Source organism: Stenotrophomonas sp. YJH_SMC_43 (assembly GCF_059372535.1).
The window spans coordinates 90,721-110,066 of sequence record NZ_JCAFVQ010000004.1 but is presented as its reverse complement, the minus strand read 5'-3'; the positions used below and the strand labels follow the sequence as shown (position 1 = coordinate 110,066).

The following is a 19,346-nucleotide window of genomic DNA, read 5'->3' as shown; positions in this document are numbered from 1 at the left end:
GATCGCTCATATGCCCCCGCTGCGCAGGCGGGGTTTCTCATTTCAGGGTTAGTCTGTGCGCCTCTTCCATGGAGTCGCCCGTCGATGCGCCGCCGTTCCCTCGCCTTTGCCCTGTCCCTGCTGCTGCCGGCCGGCGCCTTTGCCCAGGCCCAGCCGCAGGCCGCACCGGTCGCGTCGCCCTCCACTTCGCGCAGCAGCGCCACCGTGGTGCTGACCGCCGCGCCGGCCGACTGGCGTGTGCTGGATGGCCAGCGCGTGCGCATCGCCGCACCGCTGACCCTGGCCGGTACTGACGGCCTGGAGCGCTTCGGCCAGCTCACCGTGGCCTTCGATGGCCGCCTCTGGCAGCCGACCGAAGTGGCCGCGCCGGGTACTGCCGGCTACGAGCAGGTGATGGCCGACAACCAGCGCCGCCGCCTGGTGCTGGACGACGGCAGCGATGCCCGCGACCCGGCCAGCGTGGCCTACCTGCCGGCCAACCCGGTGCTGCGTACCGGCATGCAGCTGCGCAATGTGGAAGGTGTCGTGCACATGGACGCGCAGGGGCGGCCGCGCCTGCAGGTCGAAGGTGTGCTGAAACTGCCGGAGCTGAAGCGTCCGGCGGTGCCGACCGTGCCGGGCGGCCTACACGTGGCGGCCTTCAACCTGGAGAACTTCTTCAACGGTGATGGCCAGGGCGGTGGCTTCCCGACCCTGCGCGGCGCGCGCACGCTGGACGAGCACAAGGCGCAGGTGGCCAAGCTGGTCACCACGGTCAACGCGCTGGGCGCCGATGTCGCCGCGCTGATGGAGCTGGAGAACGACGGCTACGGTCCGCAGTCGGCCATCGCCGAACTGGTCGATGCGCTCAACCGGGACCGCGGCGCGCAGGGCGACTGGCGCTTCGTCGACGCGGGCAACGGCCCCGGCGACAACCCGATCCGGGTCGGCATCATCTACCGCAGCGCGCGCCTGCAGCCGGTCGGCAAGCCGGCCACGCTGACCGGTGGTCCATTCGTCGAGCACAGTCGCGTGCCGCTGGCGCAGGCCTTCCAGGGCAAGCAGGGCGCACCGTTCGTGGTGGTGGCCAACCACTTCAAGTCGAAGGGCTGCCGCGACGCCGCCGGTGCCGACGCCGACCGCAACGACAACCAGGGCTGCTGGAACGCCACCCGCGTGACCTCCGCGCAGCAGCTGCACGCCTGGCTGCAGACCGACCCGACCGGTACCGGTGCAAAGGACGCGGTACTGCTGGGCGATTTCAACGCCTACGCGATGGAAGACCCGATCCGCACCCTGCATGACCTGGGCTGGCAGGACGCGTTCAAGGTGGCCAAGGTCGAGCATCCCTACAGCTACGTCTACAACGGCTACACCGGCCGCCTCGACCATGCATTGCTGAGCCCGGGCATGGCCAAGCGCCTGCGCGGCGCCACCGAATGGCACAGCAACGCCGACGAGCAGGACGCCAGCGGCTACCAGGGCCGCAACGTGCAGGGCCCGTGGCGCAGCTCCGACCACGACCCGCTGCTGCTGGGCTTCGACAGATAAGGTTCGCCGGGGATCTGCTCTGGGAGGGACCTTGATCGGCACGGATGCTGCCGTTGCTTTTGATCTACCAGTCCGCCTTCAAGCGAGCCGAGCATCGCAGGTGAATCAGGGGCGAAGAGGCGCCGATGTCTGAGCGCAGCGAGTTCGGCGCCGTCCCCTGGTTCACCGAGAAGCGCAGGATACCGGTGCACAGCACCGGCTCGCGGCTGGCGGCGCGTTTCTTTTGGTTACTTTTCTTTTCGCGCGAAAAGAAAAGTGACATCCCACCGCGGGCGCGGAAATGGCCCGCCGCAACCAACGCTCACCCCCAGGCGATCAACCCGATCGCCAGCACCGCCAGTGCCAGGCCCGCGCGGTTCCACTTCGTGGTCGCCTCGCCGAACGCGAACACGCCCACCAGTGCACCCAGCACCACCACGCCGATGTTCATGCCGGCGAACACGGTGGCCGGGCTGTCCGGCATCGACTGGTGCGCATGCACATAGAACAGGATGTTGCCGCCGTTGAGCAGGCCCAGCAGCGCACCCGCGCCGAGGTTGCGCCAGGCCAGCCGGCTGCGGCCACTGACATGCCGCCACAACTGCAGCGCCAGCATCAGCACGAACGCCACGCTGAAGCTGGCCAGCACCGCCGCCATCGACGGGGTGCCGGACAGCGCCACCTGCTTGAGCAGCACGTCCACCACCGCGAACCCGGCCCAGACGCCCAGCAGCCAGCCCCAGCCACCGGGTGAGGACGCCACCGCCGGTCCGCGCGGGCGCAGGCTGATCGCCACCATGGCGACCAGGCCCAGCGCCAGGCCGACCAACTTCCACGGCGTGGCGGTCTGGCCGAAGAACAGGAACGCGGCGGCCAATGACAGCAGCAGCGACAGCCGCTGCGCCACGTCGCTGCGGACGATGCCGGCCACCGCCACCGCGCGGCCCAGCACCAGGAAGATCGACGGCAGCACCACCGCCAGCGCCAGCAATGACAGCCACGGCGCATGCGGCGCGCGCAGCGCGTCCAGCGGCGGCTGCAGCACCGCGGCGGTGAGCGTTGCAGCCACCAGATAGTTCCAGGTGACCATCTGCGCGACATCCAGCTGGCGGCGTCCGGCCACCTTCAACACCACCGAAACCAGCACGCTGCAGATCACGGCCAAGGACAGGTAGAGCATGGGGCGGGCACAGGGCGGGGGCAGGGGACGGTATCATGGTGCCATGCACAAGCCTTCGTTCCCCGTCGCCCCTGGCGAAACCGCCTGCCTCGAACTGGACGGCCCGGCCGGCCCGCTGGAAGTGGTCGTCGACCTGCCCAAGGCCGACGCGCCGGTGCAGCCGATCGTGGCCATCGTCTGCCATCCGCTGTCCACCGAGGGCGGCACCCTGCACAACAAGGTGGTCACCATGACCGCCACCACCCTGCGCGAGTTGGGCATCGCCACGGTGCGCTTCAACTTCCGCAGTGTTGGCGCGTCGGCCGGTGAGTTCGACCACGGCGTGGGCGAGCAGGATGACCTGAAGGCCGTCGCCGCCTGGGTGCGCAGCCAGCGTCCGGACGACCGCCTGTGGCTGGCCGGTTTCAGCTTCGGCTCGTTCGTGTCGCTGAAGGCCGCTGCCGCGCTGCAGCCGGAAGCGCTGATCTCGATCGCGCCGCCTGCCGGTCGCTGGGATTTCGATGGCATCGCACCGCCGGCGCGCTGGTTGGTGATCCAGGGCGAGCAGGACGAGATCGTCGACCCGCAGGCCGTCTACCAGTGGCTGGACACGCTGGACTTCCCGCATGAGCTGGTGCGCATGCCCGAGACCAGCCACTTCTTCCACCGCAAGCTGATCGACCTGCGCGGCGCGCTGACCCACGGCGTGAAACATTGGCTGGGCGCAGCGGCATGAGTGCAACCGAGTTGACCCCGTCGCAGCGGTACGCGGAAGGGGTCGCCCGTGGCGACTGGCAGAACGACCCGGCCCAGCATGCGGCGCTGGCCGAGCTGGACCGCATCCACCTGGGCCTGCTGGACAGTGCCGAGGACGGCTGGCTGGACCGCCTGTCCTCGTTCTGGAAAAAGCCCGAGCCGGTGAAGGGCCTGTACTTCTGGGGCGGCGTCGGCCGCGGCAAGACCTTCCTGGTCGACCTGTTCTACGACGGGCTGCCGATCAAGCAGAAGTACCGCACCCACTTCCATCGCTTCATGCGCAGCGTCCACGAGCGCCTGCGCGAGCACCAGGGCCAGAGCGACCCGCTGGCGAAGATCGCCCAGGAATGGCGCAGCAACCTGCGCGTGCTGGTGCTGGACGAGTTCTTCGTCACCGACATCGGCGATGCGATGCTGCTGGCGCGGCTGCTGGAGCGCCTGTTTGCCGAAGGCGTGACCCTGGTCACCACCTCCAACACGGCGGTGGAGAACCTGTACCTCAATGGCCTGCAGCGCGAGAGCTTCCTGCCGGCCATCGGCCTGCTGCAGCGCTTCTGCGTCGAGCTGTACGCCGAAGGCACTGAGGATTACCGCATGCGCGCGCTGACCCGCTCGCCGGTGTACCGCGCACCGCTGGCGGCCGACAGCGATGAGTGGCTGGCTACGCGCTGGAACGAGCTGAGTGGCGGCCAGCCGGCCAAGGCCGGCAACATCGAGATCGAGGGTCGCAAGATTCCGGTCCGTGGCCGCGGCAAGAGCATCGCCTGGTTCGATTTCGCCGCTCTGTGCGAGGGCCCGCGGGGGCCCTCGGACTACATCGAGATCGCGCACGAGTTCAACACGATGCTGCTGGGCGGCATTCCGGCATTCGATCGCCTGAACGAAGATGCCGCGCGCCGCTTCGTCAACCTGATCGACGAGCTGTACGACCGCCACGTCAACCTGGTCTGCACCGCCAGCACCTCGCCGATCGAGCTGTACACCGGCCAGCGCCTGCAGGGCGCGTTCGAGCGCACTGCTTCGCGCCTGATCGAAATGCAGAGCGCCGAATACCTGGGCACCCCGCACCGGGCGTGAGGGTAGTGCCGTTTGTAGAGCCGAGCCCACGCTCGGCTGCCTTTGCATGATGTGCCGAAAAGCAGCCGAGCGTGGGCTCGGCTCTACGACAGCACGGCGCGGCTATCGGGTGGGCGCAACCGCGCTCCCCAACGGCCGCTCATCCGGCCCGGCCGACACATGCAGCCCCGAGCCGCTGCCGTGCTCCACCCGAACGCTCTCGCCGCGCTCCAGCAGCCGCAGTGGCTGTCCCTGGTAGCGCACTTCCAGCGCATCGTGGGCCTCTGCCAGTGAACGCACCATCGGGCAAAGGGCCATTGCCTTGGCTTCCAGCTGCTGGCTGCGCGCTTCCATGCGGCGGTCGACTTCGGCATCGAGGCGATCGGCGCGGCGCTCCATGGCCCCGGCGCGGCCGGTGAACACCTGCCACAGCACGCTGCGGGTCATCGACCCGGCCATCGTCTCGGCCATCTGCTCGATGTGCGCGTCGAAGCCGTCGCCGAAGGCTTCCTGTTCCCAGTAGCCGCGGCCCAGGCTGGCGTCGATCCAGTCCTGCATCTCGCCGCGCATCGCCCGCATCTGGCGGTTGCGGGACTTGCCGGTGATGGCCTCGAAGGCAGCGTCCAGCGCATCGAAGGTGACCCCGGAGACTTCGTGGGCCAGTGCGGTGGCCGCCGGCATCAACTGGCGGGCACCGGCCTCCATCTGCCGCAGGCGGGCGGCGTCGGCGGCGCTGACCGTGACCATCCTGCCGTCCAGGCTCAGCTCGCCGTCGTGGAACACCACTTCATGCGGCGCCTGCGGGCCATGCCGCAGCCAGATGCCGCCGCTGTCCACCAGCACGTCATAGTCGGTATGGATGCCGCACTGGTCCGAACGCAGGTCCAGCCCCTCGGCGGCCAGCGCCGGGGCGATGAACAGGGCGGGCAGCAGGGCCAGCGCGGGCAACCGAAGGTGCATCGGAGCATCCTTTTCCGGGAGCGAGCGGCCAGCATCCGCCGTCAGCGCGCGGGCGTCACCGGCCGGAAGTCACCCGTCCACCGGATTCCCACCGGCTGCCCACCATCTATCCACAGGGTTGTCCCTAGCCAGTTTCATCACTGTCATGTGAAGCTGTCATTGTTCCGTTTTCGCGGTGCGTTGTACCACCGCAATGACGCCTTTCGGGCTTGACTGCGCAGCCCGTTCCGGCAGGTCTGAAGCGTCTGATCCGGGCGCCGATGGCACGATCCTTGCGGCGCAAGGGATTGCCGAATTTCACTACATTTGGCGTTGACGGACCCCACTACCCCCACTATCTTGTGGCCGTCGGTCGCAGCAACCCCAATTCCAGGGGATGCCCGGGGTACCCATCCGCGATCGCCAACGGCAGTGGCAGGCGCAGGGTCTCATCCCCTGCGACGCCGTCCTGCCATCCTGGGCTGTCATGTCCCGGGCTGCGTCACCCGATGCATCGAGCACCCACCAATCACGCCAAGAGGACACACGCCGTGACCACCGAATCCAGCGCCACCATCGAGAAGGAAAGCGAATTCCTGTTGACGTCGCCGCCGACGGCCAACGCGATGAGTGTGACCAAGCGCAATGGCACGACCGAACTGGTGGACCTGAACAAGATCGTGCGCGCGGTGCAGCGTTCCTCCGAAGGCCTGCACGCCGTCGATCCGATGCGCGTGGCCACCCGCACCATTTCCGGCCTGTACAACGGCGCCACCACCCGCGAGCTGGACGAACTGTCCATCCGCACCGCCGCCCTGCTGATCGGTGAAGAGCCCGAATACGGCCGCCTGGCTGCGCGCCTGCTGGCCAACTACATCGCCAAGGAAGTCTCCGGCCAGGAAATCTACGCATTCTCGCAGTCGGTCAGCCGTGGCCATGAAGTCGGCCTGATCAACGACCGCCTGCTGAACTTCGTGCAGACCAACGCACGCAAGCTCAACGATGCCATCGACATCTCGCTGGACCTGAACTTCGATTACTTCGGCCTGCGCACCCTGTACGACCGTTACCTGCTGCGCCACCCGCACACCCGCAAGGTGATCGAGACCCCGCAGCAGTTCTTCCTGCGCATCGCCAGCGCGCTGAGCGAGGACGTGTCCGAGACCCTGGCGCTGTACAAGCGCATGGGCAACCTGGACTACCTGCCGTCCAGCCCGACCCTGTTCAACTCCGGCACCACCCACGAGCAGCTGTCCTCGTGCTTCCTGCTGGACTCGCCGCAGGACTCGCTGGAGTCGATCTATTCCAAGTACGGCGACATCGCCCAGCTTTCCAAGTTCTCCGGCGGCATCGGCGTCAGCTACACCCGTGTGCGTTCGCGTGGTTCGCTGATCAAGTCGACCAACGGCCACTCCAACGGCATCGTGCCGTGGCTGAAGACCATGGATTCGTCCGTGGCCGCAGTGAACCAGGGCGGCAAGCGCAAGGGCGCGGCCTGCGTGTACCTGGAAACCTGGCACGCCGACATCGAGGACTTCCTCGAGCTGCGTGACAACACCGGTGACGAAGCCCGTCGTGCGCACAACCTGAACCTGGCCAACTGGGTGCCGGACCTGTTCATGAAGCGCGTCGAGGCCGACCAGGAATGGTCGCTGTTCGATCCGCGCGTCGTGCCGGAGTTCACCGACCTGTTCGGCGAAGCCTTCGAGCAGGCCTACCTGCAGGCCGAAGCCCAGGGCAAGGCCAACCGCACCATCTCCGCGCGCAAGCTGTACGCCCGCATGATGCGTACGCTGGCCGAGACCGGCAACGGCTGGATGACCTTCAAGGACAAGTGCAACCGCGCCAGCAACCAGACCCTGCGTCCGGGCAACGTGATCCACCTGTCCAACCTGTGCACCGAAATCCTGGAAGTCACCTCCAACGATGAAACCGCGGTGTGCAACCTGGGTTCGATCAACCTGGGCAACCACTTCGACGAGCACAACGAGTTCGACTTCGAGAAGCTGGCCGAGACCGTGCGCCTGGCCGTGCGCCAGCTCGACCGCGTCATCGACCTGAACTTCTACCCGATCGAAACCGCCCGCCGCGCCAACCTGCGCTGGCGTCCGGTCGGCCTGGGCTGCATGGGCCTGCAGGACGTGTTCTTCCGCAAGCGCCTGCCGTTCGACAGCGCCGAAGCCCGCGCCCTGTCGAAGAAGATTGCCGAAGCGATCTACTTCCACGCGCTGGAAACCTCCTGCGAGCTGGCCCAGGAACGCGGCAAGCACCCGTCGTTCAACGACACCCGTGCCGCCAGCGGCGAACTGCAGTTCGACGCCTGGAACGTGGTGCCGGAAGACACCGCACGCTGGGATGCCCTGCGTGAGCGCATCAAGGAACACGGCCTGCGCAATTCGCTGATGATCGCGATCGCCCCGACCGCAACCATCGCCTCGATCGCCGGCTGCTACGAGTGCGTCGAGCCGCAGGTGTCCAACCTGTTCAAGCGCGAGACCCTGTCCGGTGACTTCCTGCAGGTCAACCGCTACCTGGTGAACGAGCTGAAGAAGCTGGGCCTGTGGACCGCCGACATGCGCGATGCCATCAAGCTGGCCGAAGGTTCCATCGCCGGCGTGGCGCAGATTCCGGAAACGCTGCGCGAGGTCTACCGCACCGCGTGGGAACTGCCGATGCGCTCGCTGATCGACATGGCCGCCGAGCGTGGCGCCTTCATCGACCAGTCGGCCTCGCTCAACCTGTTCATGGAAAGCCCGAACATCGGCGCGATGTCCTCCATGTACATGTACGCCTGGAAGCAGGGCATCAAGACCACCTACTACCTGCGTTCGCGCCCGGCCACCAAGATCGCCAAGACCACGGTGAGCAGCGCGGCCCCGGCCAAGGTGTTCAGCCCGGACGAAGCCATCGCCTGCTCGCTGGAAAACCCGGAAGCCTGCGAGGCCTGCCAGTAAGCAAAAAAGAAGGGCCCCAAGCGGTAACTTGGGGCCCTTCTGATGCTTCACAAAACCCAAACTCCGTATCCGGATGAGGGTCTAGATCTGCCACTTCCTCTAAGAAGTGGAGCGAGTATAGCAATCCAGATCTCGTTCTGCTGGCGGGTCAAGTTGTAGTCCGGATGCCTTTTTTGTTTAGGTAAATTAACGATGGCTACTAATCCGCCGAAAAACAACGCTCGTATTGGTGCGGTTCGCGACCGCTCGCAGTTCCTGACGCCTTCCGGCCATCACGCAAAGCGTGGACCCGATGGGCGAATCATGGATGTGAAGACTAGCAGCAAGGATCCTTTCAAGGGTGTGCGGCGCGAATACAAGTGATCTACAGCTGGGGAGAGTATTCTCTCCCCAGCTTTCTGCATTTTGAAATTGAGGAAAACTGACACCCATGGCCGACAAGCCCAAGCAGATGCTGCTCGATCCCGGTTTTGAACTGACCCTGCGCCCGATGCGCTACCCGCAGTTCTATGACATGTACCGGAATGCGATCAAGAACACCTGGACGGTGGAAGAGATCAACTTCCAGATCGACATCACCGACCTGCACAGCAAGATGTCGCCGGGTGAGCGCCACCTGATCCACCGGCTGGTCGCGTTCTTCGCCACCGGCGACTCGATCGTGTCCAACAACCTGGTGCTGAACCTGTACCAGCACCTCAATGCGCCGGAAGCGCGCATGTACCTGTCGCGCCAGCTGTATGAAGAAGCGCTTCACGTGCAGTTCTACCTGACCCTGCTCGACAATTACCTGCCGGATCCGGAAGAGCGCGCCAAGGCGTTCTCGGCGGTGGAGAACATCGACTCGATCAAGAAGAAGGCCGACTTCTGCTTCAAGTGGATCGACTCGATCCAGAGCCTGACCCGCATCGAGACCCGCGAACAGCGCCGCCAGTTCCTGCTCAACCAGATCTGCTTCGCCGCTTGCATCGAAGGCCTGTTCTTCTTCGCTGCCTTCGCCTACGTGTACTACTTCCGTTCGCGTGGCCTGCTGCCGGGCCTGGCCTCGGGCACCAACTGGGTGTTCCGCGACGAGAGCGCGCACATGGAGTTCGCGTTTGAGTCGGTGCGTGTGGTGCGTGAGGAAGAACCGGACCTGTTCGACGAAGAGATGAAGCAGCAGGTCTACGACATGCTGGCCGAGGCGATCGAGTGCGAAGTGCAGTTCGCCGAGGACGTGCTGTCCGGCGGCGTGGCCGGCATTTCCACCCGCGACATGCGCCAGTACCTGCAGCACTGCGCCGACCAGCATTTCGCCAAGCTGGGCATGGAAAAGAAGTACAACGTGCGCAACCCGCTGCCGTTCATGGAACTGCAGGACGTGCAGGAACTGACCAACTTCTTCGAACGCCGCGTCTCGGCTTACCAGGTCGGCGTGCAGGGCGAAGTGGCCTTCGACATGAACTTCTGATCGAACCGGTCAAGCCTGTCGCAACAAAAAACCCCGGCGATCGCCGGGGTTTTTTGTTGCGCGCCTGGCTTTTGCAGAGTCGAGCCATGCTCGACTGCTGTCCGCGAAGATCAGTCGAGCATGGCCCGACTCTACAAAGAGCGGCTATCGCCGCCCTTCCACCGTCATGCGCACCGCCAGCCCGGCCAGTACCGTGCCCATCACCCAACGCTGCACCATCTGCCAGGTGGGGTGCGCGGCCAGGAAGCCGGCGATGCTGCCAGCGGTCAGCGCGATCATGCCATTCACGCTGACACTGACCAGGATCTGGGTGGAGCCCAGCACGATCGACTGCATCAGCACGCTGCCTTCGCTGTCCGGGTGCAGGAACTGCGGCAGCAGCGACAGGTACATCACCGCCACTTTGGGGTTCAGCAGATTGGTCAGGAAGCCCATCGTGAACAACTTGCGCGGGCTGTCCTGCGGCAGGTCGCGCACTGCAAACGGCGAACGGCCACCCGGCTTGAGCGCCTGCCAGGCCAGGTACAGCAGGTACAGCGCGCCGCCAATGCGCAGCGCGTCGTAGGCGAACGGTACCGTCATCAGCAGGGCGGTGATGCCCAGCGCTGCGCACAGCATGTAGAACACGAAGCCCAGCGCCACCCCGCCCAGCGAGATCAGTCCCGCCATCGGCCCCTGGCAGATCGAGCGCGAGATGACGTAGATCATGTTCGGCCCGGGCGTGATCACCATGGCCAGCGAGAGCAGTGCAAAGGCCAGAAGGTCGGAAGTGGCGGGCATGGGTGGTCCTGGCGGTGGGCGTGGCGCAGTGTAGCGCCTGCCATGGGCGGGGCCTGCGCAGGCACCGCTGCCAGGTGGCCATTGCACATGCGTTCCGATGGCCGTCACGCCGGTCGCATAAAATTACCGGACCCCACACACCGAAGCACCCCCATGACCCCGATCCCCGAGACCGTGCCGCCCACCGAAGTGCGCATGGCCGAAATCGTCTTCCCCAACCACACCAACCACCTCGGCACCCTGTTCGGTGGCCAGGCGCTGGCGTGGATGGACAAGGCCGCCTTCCTGGCCGCCGCCCGCTACTCGCGCCGCACCGTGGTGACCGCGCGCAGCGACCAGGTCGACTTCAAGCTGCCGATCCGCATCGGCCAGATGGTCGAGACCATCGGCCGCATCGTCGAAGTCGGCCGCAGCTCGATGAAGGTCGAGGTGGAACTGGTCGCCGAGGACCTGCACAGCGGCGAGCGCAAATTGTGTACCCGCGGCCACTTCGTGATGATCGCGCTGGACGAGGAAGGCCACCCGATCGCGGTGCCACCGCTGCCGGCGGCCTGACCCGGCCAACGGACCGGCGCTTGCGGGGGCGCCGCCGCGCCCCCATCTGGCAACCATGACCCCGCCACTGACCGACTTCATCGACCGCGCCCAGCGCCTGTTCGTGCTGACCGGCGCTGGCTGCAGCACCGCCTCGGGCATTCCCGATTACCGCGATACCGACGGCCAGTGGAAACGCACGCCGCCGGTGACCTACCAGGCCTTCATGGGCGAGGCGGCCACCCGCCAGCGCTACTGGGCGCGCAGCCTGCTGGGCTGGCCGCGCTTCGGCCTGGCCCGGCCCAACGGCACCCACCAGGCCCTGGCTGCCCTGGAAAGCCGCGGCAAGCTGCAGGTGCTGCTGACCCAGAACGTGGACGGCCTGCACCAGCGGGCCGGCAGCCGCAACGTGATCGACCTGCATGGCCGACTGGATCGGGTGCGCTGCATGGGCTGCGAACGCCGCCGCGGCCGCGAGGACTTCCAGCAGCGCCTGCTGGACGCCAATCCGGGCTGGGACGCGCTGGAGGCCGGTATCGCCCCGGATGGCGACGCCGATCTGGAGACCGATTTCTCCAGCTTCGTGGTGCCCGATTGCCCGTCCTGCGGCGGCCTGCTGAAGCCGGACGTGGTGTTCTTCGGCGAAAACGTGCCCCGTGAACGCGTGGCAGCGGTGCATGAGCACCTGCAGCGGGCAGACGCCGTGCTGGTGGTGGGTTCTTCGCTGATGGTCTATTCCGGTTTCCGCTTCGTGCAGGCGGCGGCCAGGGCAGGGCTGCCGGTGGCGGCGCTGAACCGCGGCCGCACCCGTGCCGACGACCTGCTGCAGTTCAAGGATGAGCGGGACTGCGCTGAGGCGCTTGCAGGGCTCGTTACCGGGTAGCGCCGGGCCATGCCCGGCGGAAACGGGGTGCCGCGCCGCACGTTCGCCGGGCATGGCCCGGCGCTACCCATCATGCGTCCCCGCGAAACAGCGATCCATCCAGACGGTTGATTCGCCGGCCGTGCGGCGGTGCAATACGCACCCCCTACGTCGTTCATCACCGTCTTGAGCCAGCTGTTCTCGCCGATTTCGTTCGGCCCCCTGACCCTGTCCAACCGCATCGTCATCGCGCCGATGTGCCAGTACTCCGCCGAAGACGGTCGCGCCAGCGACTGGCACGCCATGCACCTGGGCAACCTGGCGCAGTCGGGCGCTGGCCTGCTGATCCTGGAAGCCACCGCGGTCGAGCCGCGCGGCCGCATCAGCTGGGCCGATCTGGGCCTGTGGGACGACGGTACCGAAGCCGCGTTGGCACAGGTGCTGGCCAGCGTCCGCCGCTGGTCGCCGATGCCACTGGGCATCCAGCTCGGCCACGCCGGCCGCAAGGCCTCGGTGAAGCGCCCGTGGGACGGCGGCGGCCAGTTGCCAGCCGATGATGCGCGTGGCTGGTCCACCGTGGCGCCGTCGCCGCTGCCGTTCCATGCCGGCGATCCGGCACCGCAGGAACTGGACGAGGCCGGCATCGCCGAGGTCATCGCCGCCTTCGCCGCCAGTGCGGTGCGCGCCGAGCGCCTGGGCTTCGAGCTGATCGAGCTGCATGCCGCGCACGGCTATCTGCTGCACCAGTTCCTGTCGCCGCTGAGCAACCGCCGCACCGATGGCTATGGTGGCTCGCTGCCGAACCGCCTGCGCCTGCTGGTGGAAGTGTTCGACGCGGTGCGTGCGGTAGTGTCCGACAAGGTCGCCGTGGGTGTACGCATTTCCGCCAGCGACTGGGTCGACGGTGGTTGGGATCTGGTGCAGAGCGAAGCACTGGCCCAGGTGCTGGACGCGCGCGGCTGCAATTTCCTGCATGTCTCCAGCGGCGGCCTGGACGAGCGCCAGAAGATCACCGTCGGCCCGGGCTACCAGGTGCCGTTCGCGGCGGCGATCAAGGCCAAGGTGCGCATGCCGGTCATCGCTGTGGGCATGATCACCGAGCCCGAGCAGGCCGAATCGATCCTGCGCCATCGCCACGCCGATGCCGTGGCCCTGGCGCGCGGCATCCTCTACGACCCGCGCTGGCCGTGGCATGCCGCCGCCGCGCTGCGCGACAGCGTGGAACCGGCCCCGCAGTACCTGCGCTGCGAGCCGCGCGACGCGCGCGGCGTGTTCAAGGCGCGCTGAGGCTCACACCCGCCAGGCCGGCGCCATGCCGGCCTGCAGGTGCTCGAACAGCGCGCGGATCTTGGCGGTGAAGTCGCGGCGGTCGCTGACGCAGAAATAGACCTCCATCGGCTCCGGGCGCCACGCCGTGTCGGCGCCGAACACCGCCTGCAGGCGGCCATCGCGCAGGTAGGGCTCGGCCACGAATGCGGCCAGCCGGGTGATGCCGGCACCGGTCGCGGCAAGCGTTGCCAGTGCATCGATGTCATCGCAGACCATGCTCGGCGGCAGTGCGGCGTCCACGCGCTGGCCATCCTTCAGCAGGCCCCAGCGCAGCGGCCGGCCATCGGTGGGGAAGCGGTGCAGCAGCCCGCGATGACCGCTCAGCTCGGAGGGCTGCTGCGGGGTGCCGTGCGCTTTCAGATAGGCCGGCGAGGCACAGAACACGAAGGGCACGCGTGCCAGCTGCCGTGCGACCACGCCATCTTCCAGCTGCGCACCGATGCGGATGCTGGCATCCACCGCTTCCGGGCCATGCTGCACGGCGCGGTCGGTCAGGCGCAGCTCCAGCTGCAGTTGTGGGTAACGCTGCTGCAGTGAAGGCAGCAAGGGGGCAAGCACATGGCGACCGAAGGCGCTGCTGCTGGCGATGCGCAGCGGCCCGGCCGGCTCGATGTCACCGGCAGTGACCATCGCCTGCGCGCGCGCCAGGTCGGCTTCGATGTGGCGCACCTGCGCCAGGTACAGCGCGCCGGCCTCGCTGAGGGCCAGCTGGCGCGTACTTCGGTTCAGCAACCGTACCCCCAGATGCGCCTCCAGCCGGTTGATGTTCTGGCCGACTGCGGTGGCGCTGATGCCAAGGATGCGGGCCGCGGCGGCAATGCTGCCGGTCTCTGCGGTGCGGGTGAAGCTGCGGATCAGTTGCAACAGGTTCATGACCGACCAGCTTGCCATGGAGAAACCCAAGTATCGCTTGGGACTGAACCAAGCAGGTCGGTTGCATCGGTGACCATCGATCCGGCAGGCAGGTCGCTGCCCTACACTCGAGCCATGCGCCCCGATTCCATCCTCACCCTGTCCTGCCCCGACCGTACCGGCATCGTCTACCGCGTGTCCGGCCTGCTGTTCGACCACGGCTGCAACATCCTCGACGCCCAGCAGTTCGGCGACGAGGAGAGCGGCCGCTTCTTCCTGCGCGTGCATTTCGACCGCGATGCCAGCCTGCCGCTGGAGACCGTGTACGCCGCCATGGCCGCGCTTGCCGAAGGCTTCGGCATGGACTGGCAGCTGCATGATGGCCGCCGCCGCGCACGCCTGCTGGTGCTGGTCAGCAAGCAGGGGCACTGCCTCAACGATCTGCTGTTCCGTGCCCACAGCGGCCAGTTGAAAGTCGACATCGCGGCAGTGGCGTCCAACCACGCCGATTTCGCGCCATTGGCCGCGTCCTACCAGGTGCCGTTCCACCACCTGCCGGTGACCGCCGATACGCGCGCGGTGCAGGAGCAGCAGATCATCGACCTGGTCGAGCGTGAGCGCATCGACCTGGTGGTGCTGGCGCGCTACATGCAGATCCTGTCACCCACGCTGTGCCGCGCGCTGGCCGGCCGTGCGATCAACATCCACCACAGCTTCCTGCCCAGCTTCAAGGGCGCGCAGCCGTACCACCAGGCGCACGCGCGCGGGGTCAAGATCATCGGTGCCACCGCGCACTACGTCACCGAGGACCTGGACGAAGGCCCGATCATCGAACAGGACGTGGCCCGCGTTGACCATGCGATGGCGCCGCGCGAACTGGTGCGGCTGGGCAGTGATACCGAATCGCTGGTGCTGGCGCGTGCGGTGCGCCGCCATGTGGAACACCGCATCCTGCTCAACGGGCATCGCACGGTGGTGTTCCGGTAATCGCCCATCCCGCGTCCGCCGGGCATGGCCCGGCGCTACCCATGGGCGCGATCCGGTAGCGCCGGGCCATGCCCGGCGGTCGCGCGTCAGGCGAGCGCAATCCCCGCCTTGCCCAGCGCCTCGCGCACCATCACGTCGTTGGCTTCGGTCACCGGCTTGGTCAGCTCCCACAGGAACTTCACCCGGAAGCCGGACTTCACTGCGTCCTGCGCGCTCCACAGCACGCAGTAATCGCGGGCCAGGCCGCACACGTGCACTTCGCGGATGCGGCGCTCGTGCAGCCAGCCGGCCAGGCCGGTGGCCGGGCGCTCGCCATCGGGACCGTGGTTCTCGCGGAAGGCGCTGTACGAATCCACCTGTTGGCGCGTGCCCTTGCGCAGGATCAGGTCGGCCACGGTCCAGTCCACGCCCGGGTGCAGGGCGGCACCGGCGCTGCCCTGCACGCAGTGGTCCGGCCACAGGGTCTGCGGCTGCGCGTGCAGCAGGATGGTCTCGAAGGGGCGTTGGCCGGGGTGCTGGCTGGCGAACGAGGCATGGTCGGCCGGGTGCCAGTCCTGTGTCGCCACCACGGTGCGGTAGCGGCGCTGCGCCAGCAGACCGGCAATCGGTACCACCAGCGCATCGCCCTGGTCGCAGGCCAGCGTACCGCCGGGCATGAAGTCTGGCTGCAGGTCGATCACCAGCAGGGCGACATCGGCGGGCAGGGCGGTCATGGCAGGTCCACTACAACGTGAAGGGGCGACCAGCGTGGCCGCCCAGGCGGCACAGGTCAATCGCCCTGCGGCGTCCCAGCGTCCTGCCCGTAGTACAGCAGGCCGATCTTGATCCGCTCGCGGCCATTCTCGCGGCGATGGCGGTTGGCATCGCGCAGCGAGTACACGCAGCCGCAGTACTCCTGCTGGTAGAACTGCTCGCGCTTGCTGATCTCGATCATGCGGCTGGCACCGCCGCCCTTGCGCCAGTTGTAGTCCCAGTACTGCAGGCCCTCGTAGCGCGACGCGGCGCGGATGCCGCAGTCGTTGATCTGCGCCATGTTCTTCCAGCGCGATATGCCCAGCGAAGAACTGATGGTGTCATAGCCGTGTTCGTGCGCGTACAGCGCAGTGCGCTCGAAACGCATGTCGAAGCACATCGTGCAGCGGATGCCGCGTTCGGGCTCGTTCTCCATGCCGCGCGCACGGCTGAACCAGTTGTCGGTGTCGTAGTCGCAGTCGATGAACGGGATGTCGTGCTGCTCGGCGAAGCGGATGTTCTCCTGCTTGCGCAGCTCGTATTCCCTCACCGGGTGGATGTTGGGGTTGTAGAAGAAGATCGCGTAGTCGATCCCGGAGGCGGTGATCGCCTCCATCACTTCGCCGGAGCAGGGCGCGCAGCATGAATGCAGCAGCAGGCGCTTGCCGTCGGCGGGCAGGGTCAGGGTGGGACGTTGGAGCTCGGTCATCGTCAGGTACCGCATGGACCGCCGGCAACGGCGGTGGCCCATGCATCAGCGCGTGGGTGAACAGGTCTGGCCGGATACCGTGAAAAGGACGCGCGCGGCCGCATCGCCTGCACGCGCAGGACAACGACGGCCCCGGCAACCTCCCCGCGGAGATTCCAGGTCGAATCAGGGGACGGTCGTGTCCCCCGGCCGGGGCCGGTATTCGGGCTGATGGACACGGGTCGCAGCCCACCTACTACCTGCCGCTTCCCAGGCGCGAGCCCAGTGCTGTTGGCAGGATTCGTTTCCATTCACCGCTGCGGGGCAGCTCCGGAATGGGCGCGCGAGGCGCCTTCACCGGATTCCCGTTTAAATCCCGGCCGCCATCAATGCCACGGCCGGGATACCTTCGGCGTGCCCACGGTGGACGCGTCGAGGCCAATGGTCAAGGGCCAATCAAAGCGCAGGGCGATGGCTCGTTTCTCAGGCTGTGAGAGCCCCTCTTGCCATACTGTGCATCGACAGACGGGAGGTGGCTCGTGGCGGCGAAGTACTGCGATCTGGTCATGAAAGGCGGCATCACCAGCGGCATCGTGTACCCCAATGCGGTACTGGCGCTGGCGCGCGAGTATCGCTTCAAGAGCATCGGCGGCACCTCGGCCGGCGCTATTGCTGCGGCGGTGGCGGCCGCGGCGGCCTGCGGTGATCGCCGCCAGCAGGCTGGCGAGCACCTGCCTGGCGATGCCGGCTATGGCGGGTTGTCGGCGGTGTCGGCGCAGCTGTCGCGGCGCGGCTTCATCTACAGCCTGTTCCAGCCGGCGCGTGGCGCGCACGCGGCCTATCGGCTGCTGGTGACGCTGACCGGCAATGCCAGCCTGCCGCGTAAGCTGCTGTGCCTGGCCATTGCCGTGTTCGAGATCGCACCGCTGGAAGTGCTGGTGTCGCTGGCGTTGCTGCTCGGGCTGGGCTGGTGGGGTGGTGGCTGGAGCGGCGTGGCCGCCACGCTGCTGCCGTCGCTGCTGTGCGCTTACGGTGCCGGCGTGGCCGGTGCCGCGCTGCGGGTGGCGCGGGTGGCGCGTCGCAATCTGCTGGGCCTGTGCAGCGGCCTCGGCCGTGATGCACGCACGCCGGCGTTGACCGAGTGGCTGCACGAGTGCCTGCAGCAGTTGTCCGGCAAGCCGCTGGATGCACCGCTTACCTTCGCCGACCTGCACGATGCGCCGCGCTATGCCGGCGAGCCGGACAGCCCGCATGCGATCAGCCTGCAGATGATCACCACCTGTGTGTCGCACAACGAGCCGCGTACGCTGCCGCTGGGTGGCGCGCAGTTCTGGTTCCTGCGCGAGGAGTTCGAGCAGCTGTTCCCGGCCAGCGTGGTGCAGTGGCTGGTGGATCAAGCTAGCCCGCCGTTGGAGGTGGAGGGGCGACGGTACTACCACCTGCCGCAGGGCCCGAAGCTGCCGGTGCTGGTGGCCACGCGCATGAGCCTGAGCTTCCCGTTGCTGATCAGCGCGGTGCCGCTGCATGAGCCCTCGCGCCGCGAGCGTCGCTGCGAACCCACTGCGCCTGCGGCCGACCAGGAGCACAACGTGGCCGACAGCATGGAAGGGCTGACCAGTGCCGGGCAGACCTGTGGCCCGGTGATCACCGCCTTCCGCATCTGCTGGTTCTCCGATGGCGGCATCAGCAGCAACTTCCCGATCCATCTGTTCGATGCCGCCTTGCCGCGCTGGCCGACCTTCGCCATCAACCTGGTCTACCCGCAGCACGCCGAAGACGTGAGCCATGGCAGCAGCGGCCGCCAGTCGCTGGAACACGCGGTGTTCCTGCCCACGGAAAACCGTCATGGCTGGCAGCGGACCTATCAGTCGATCGCCACGCCGCTGGCGGCCGCGGAACTGGGGCGTTTCCTGTTCGCGGTGGTGGCGACCATGCAGAACTGGCGCGATCTGCTGCAGGCGCGCGCGCCGGGTTACCGCGACCGCATCGTGCACGTCAGCCTGCAGGGCGACGAAGGCGGCATGAACCTGGACATGCCGCAGGAGGTGCTGACCCGCATCGCCGACAAGGGCAGCCTGGCGGGCGCGCGCTTCTGCTCATTCTCGTTCGAGAACCACTACTGGATCCGCTGGCGCAACCTGGCCTCGGCCTACCAGCGCTACACGCTGGAAGTGGCGCGCACCGATGACCCGGCGCAGCAGGTGCTGGCCTACCGCGCGGCGTACGCGATGGTTGCCACTGGCCAGCCGACGCCACCGTCATACAAGCTGGGTTCGGAAGACAAGCGGCTGGCCTCGCAGCAGCTGTGGGGGTTGATGGTCGAACAGGGTCGCAGCTGGGAGGACCTCGGCCCCGACCTCACCGACGGCGCACCGCGCCCGTTGCCGCAGATGAAGGTGACGCCGATCTACTGACCCGGTAGTAGATCCACGCCTTGCGTGGATGGAACCCCATCGAAATCGAATATTTCGAACGTTCATCGAAGAACATCCACGCATGGCGTGGATCAAGCGTGTCGACCAAGGTCGACACCTACCAGAGCAATACGTCGTTCCGACAGATGGAAGGAAACCGTCGAAGGCGGGGTGGTGTCGGATTGCGGGGTGTCCGCGGCATGGATGCCGCGGCCAAGCCCCCAGGGACGGGTTCACGGCGTCCCCGCAATCCGACACCGCCCCGCCATCCCACGGAATGCCAGCTTTTGCTGTTGCTGTTGCTTCGGCTTCGGCTTCGGCAGGTGCAGGGCGCAGCCCTGCCGA

At 67.1% G+C, this 19,346-nt stretch carries 16 protein-coding genes and 1 riboswitch; of the genes, 10 read left to right on the top strand and 6 right to left on the bottom strand.

Annotation, left to right across the window (positions count from 1 at the left end; translation table 11 throughout):
- The first annotated feature begins 84 nt into the window (after window positions 1–84).
- Window positions 85–1,530 carry an ExeM/NucH family extracellular endonuclease gene (locus tag AC5QAH_RS17530; protein ID WP_495232470.1) on the top strand — a complete coding sequence of 482 codons (1,446 nt, stop codon included), beginning with the start codon at window positions 85–87 and terminating at the stop codon, window positions 1,528–1,530.
- A 301-nt stretch (window positions 1,531–1,831) separates the two neighbouring features.
- On the opposite strand, the gene AC5QAH_RS17525 is transcribed toward AC5QAH_RS17530, so the two are convergent.
- A complete protein-coding gene (locus tag AC5QAH_RS17525; protein ID WP_049454314.1) occupies window positions 1,832–2,689 on the bottom strand; it encodes an EamA family transporter in 858 nt (285 codons plus the stop codon).
- A gap of 43 nt (window positions 2,690–2,732) precedes the next feature.
- Between AC5QAH_RS17525 and AC5QAH_RS17520 the strand changes: the two genes are divergently transcribed.
- The gene (locus AC5QAH_RS17520; RefSeq protein WP_049454316.1) at window positions 2,733–3,404 is read left to right on the top strand and encodes an alpha/beta hydrolase; all 672 of its coding nucleotides are present in this window, start codon (window positions 2,733–2,735) and stop codon (window positions 3,402–3,404) included.
- Window positions 3,401–4,501, top strand: coding sequence for a cell division protein ZapE (gene zapE, locus AC5QAH_RS17515; protein ID WP_049454318.1), 1,101 nt, complete (start codon window positions 3,401–3,403; stop codon window positions 4,499–4,501). The genes AC5QAH_RS17520 and zapE overlap by 4 nt, the downstream gene beginning before the upstream one ends.
- A gap of 102 nt (window positions 4,502–4,603) precedes the next feature.
- Here zapE and AC5QAH_RS17510 read toward each other — a convergent pair whose 3' ends face one another.
- Window positions 4,604–5,440 (bottom strand): DUF2884 family protein, encoded by an 837-nt coding sequence (locus tag AC5QAH_RS17510; protein WP_010487042.1) that lies wholly within the window; start codon window positions 5,438–5,440, stop codon window positions 4,604–4,606.
- 530 nt (window positions 5,441–5,970) lie between these two features.
- Here AC5QAH_RS17510 and AC5QAH_RS17505 point away from each other — a divergent pair.
- Both AC5QAH_RS17505 and AC5QAH_RS17500 read left to right on the top strand, forming a co-directional pair.
- The gene (locus AC5QAH_RS17505) at window positions 5,971–8,373 is read left to right on the top strand and encodes a ribonucleoside-diphosphate reductase subunit alpha (protein ID WP_049409985.1); all 2,403 of its coding nucleotides are present in this window, start codon (window positions 5,971–5,973) and stop codon (window positions 8,371–8,373) included.
- Between the two features lie 430 nt (window positions 8,374–8,803).
- Entirely contained in the window at window positions 8,804–9,823 is a 1,020-nt protein-coding gene (locus AC5QAH_RS17500) for a ribonucleotide-diphosphate reductase subunit beta (RefSeq protein WP_005407669.1), read from the top strand.
- A 144-nt stretch (window positions 9,824–9,967) separates the two neighbouring features.
- Here the strand turns inward: AC5QAH_RS17500 and AC5QAH_RS17495 are convergent, their stop codons facing one another.
- Window positions 9,968–10,603 (bottom strand): LysE family translocator, encoded by a 636-nt coding sequence (locus tag AC5QAH_RS17495; protein ID WP_049454320.1) that lies wholly within the window; start codon window positions 10,601–10,603, stop codon window positions 9,968–9,970.
- Between the two features lie 153 nt (window positions 10,604–10,756).
- Here AC5QAH_RS17495 and AC5QAH_RS17490 point away from each other — a divergent pair, with 153 nt between their 5' ends.
- From AC5QAH_RS17490 to AC5QAH_RS17480, 3 genes are all read left to right on the top strand, one after another.
- Window positions 10,757–11,158, top strand: a complete 402-nt coding sequence (locus AC5QAH_RS17490; protein ID WP_004153688.1) for an acyl-CoA thioesterase — start codon at window positions 10,757–10,759, stop codon at window positions 11,156–11,158.
- Between the two features lie 55 nt (window positions 11,159–11,213).
- Window positions 11,214–12,020 (top strand): NAD-dependent protein deacetylase, encoded by an 807-nt coding sequence (locus AC5QAH_RS17485; RefSeq protein ID WP_010487032.1) that lies wholly within the window; start codon window positions 11,214–11,216, stop codon window positions 12,018–12,020.
- A 165-nt stretch (window positions 12,021–12,185) separates the two neighbouring features.
- The gene (locus AC5QAH_RS17480; RefSeq protein ID WP_010487030.1) at window positions 12,186–13,286 is read left to right on the top strand and encodes an NADH:flavin oxidoreductase/NADH oxidase; all 1,101 of its coding nucleotides are present in this window, start codon (window positions 12,186–12,188) and stop codon (window positions 13,284–13,286) included.
- A 3-nt stretch (window positions 13,287–13,289) separates the two neighbouring features.
- Here AC5QAH_RS17480 and AC5QAH_RS17475 read toward each other — a convergent pair whose 3' ends face one another.
- Window positions 13,290–14,201: a LysR family transcriptional regulator gene (locus tag AC5QAH_RS17475; protein WP_010487028.1), complete on the bottom strand. Its 912-nt coding sequence runs from the start codon at window positions 14,199–14,201 to the stop codon at window positions 13,290–13,292.
- Window positions 14,202–14,315: 114 nt separating this feature from the next.
- On the opposite strand from AC5QAH_RS17475, the gene purU reads away from it, so the two are divergent.
- Window positions 14,316–15,167: a formyltetrahydrofolate deformylase gene (purU, locus tag AC5QAH_RS17470; protein WP_043400598.1), complete on the top strand. Its 852-nt coding sequence runs from the start codon at window positions 14,316–14,318 to the stop codon at window positions 15,165–15,167.
- Window positions 15,168–15,253: 86 nt separating this feature from the next.
- Here the strand turns inward: purU and pncA are convergent, their stop codons facing one another.
- Both pncA and AC5QAH_RS17460 read right to left on the bottom strand, forming a co-directional pair.
- Window positions 15,254–15,880 carry a bifunctional nicotinamidase/pyrazinamidase gene (pncA, locus tag AC5QAH_RS17465; RefSeq protein WP_049454322.1) on the bottom strand — a complete coding sequence of 209 codons (627 nt, stop codon included), beginning with the start codon at window positions 15,878–15,880 and terminating at the stop codon, window positions 15,254–15,256.
- A gap of 56 nt (window positions 15,881–15,936) precedes the next feature.
- On the bottom strand, window positions 15,937–16,623 hold the full coding sequence (locus tag AC5QAH_RS17460) for an epoxyqueuosine reductase QueH (protein WP_010487022.1): 687 nt from the start codon (window positions 16,621–16,623) through the stop codon (window positions 15,937–15,939).
- A 161-nt stretch (window positions 16,624–16,784) separates the two neighbouring features.
- Window positions 16,785–16,999: riboswitch (cobalamin riboswitch) on the bottom strand.
- Between the two features lie 154 nt (window positions 17,000–17,153).
- On the opposite strand from AC5QAH_RS17460, the gene AC5QAH_RS17455 reads away from it, so the two are divergent.
- A complete protein-coding gene (locus tag AC5QAH_RS17455; RefSeq protein ID WP_495232469.1) occupies window positions 17,154–19,001 on the top strand; it encodes an RpoH suppressor in 1,848 nt (615 codons plus the stop codon).
- Window positions 19,002–19,346: the final 345 nt, after the last annotated feature.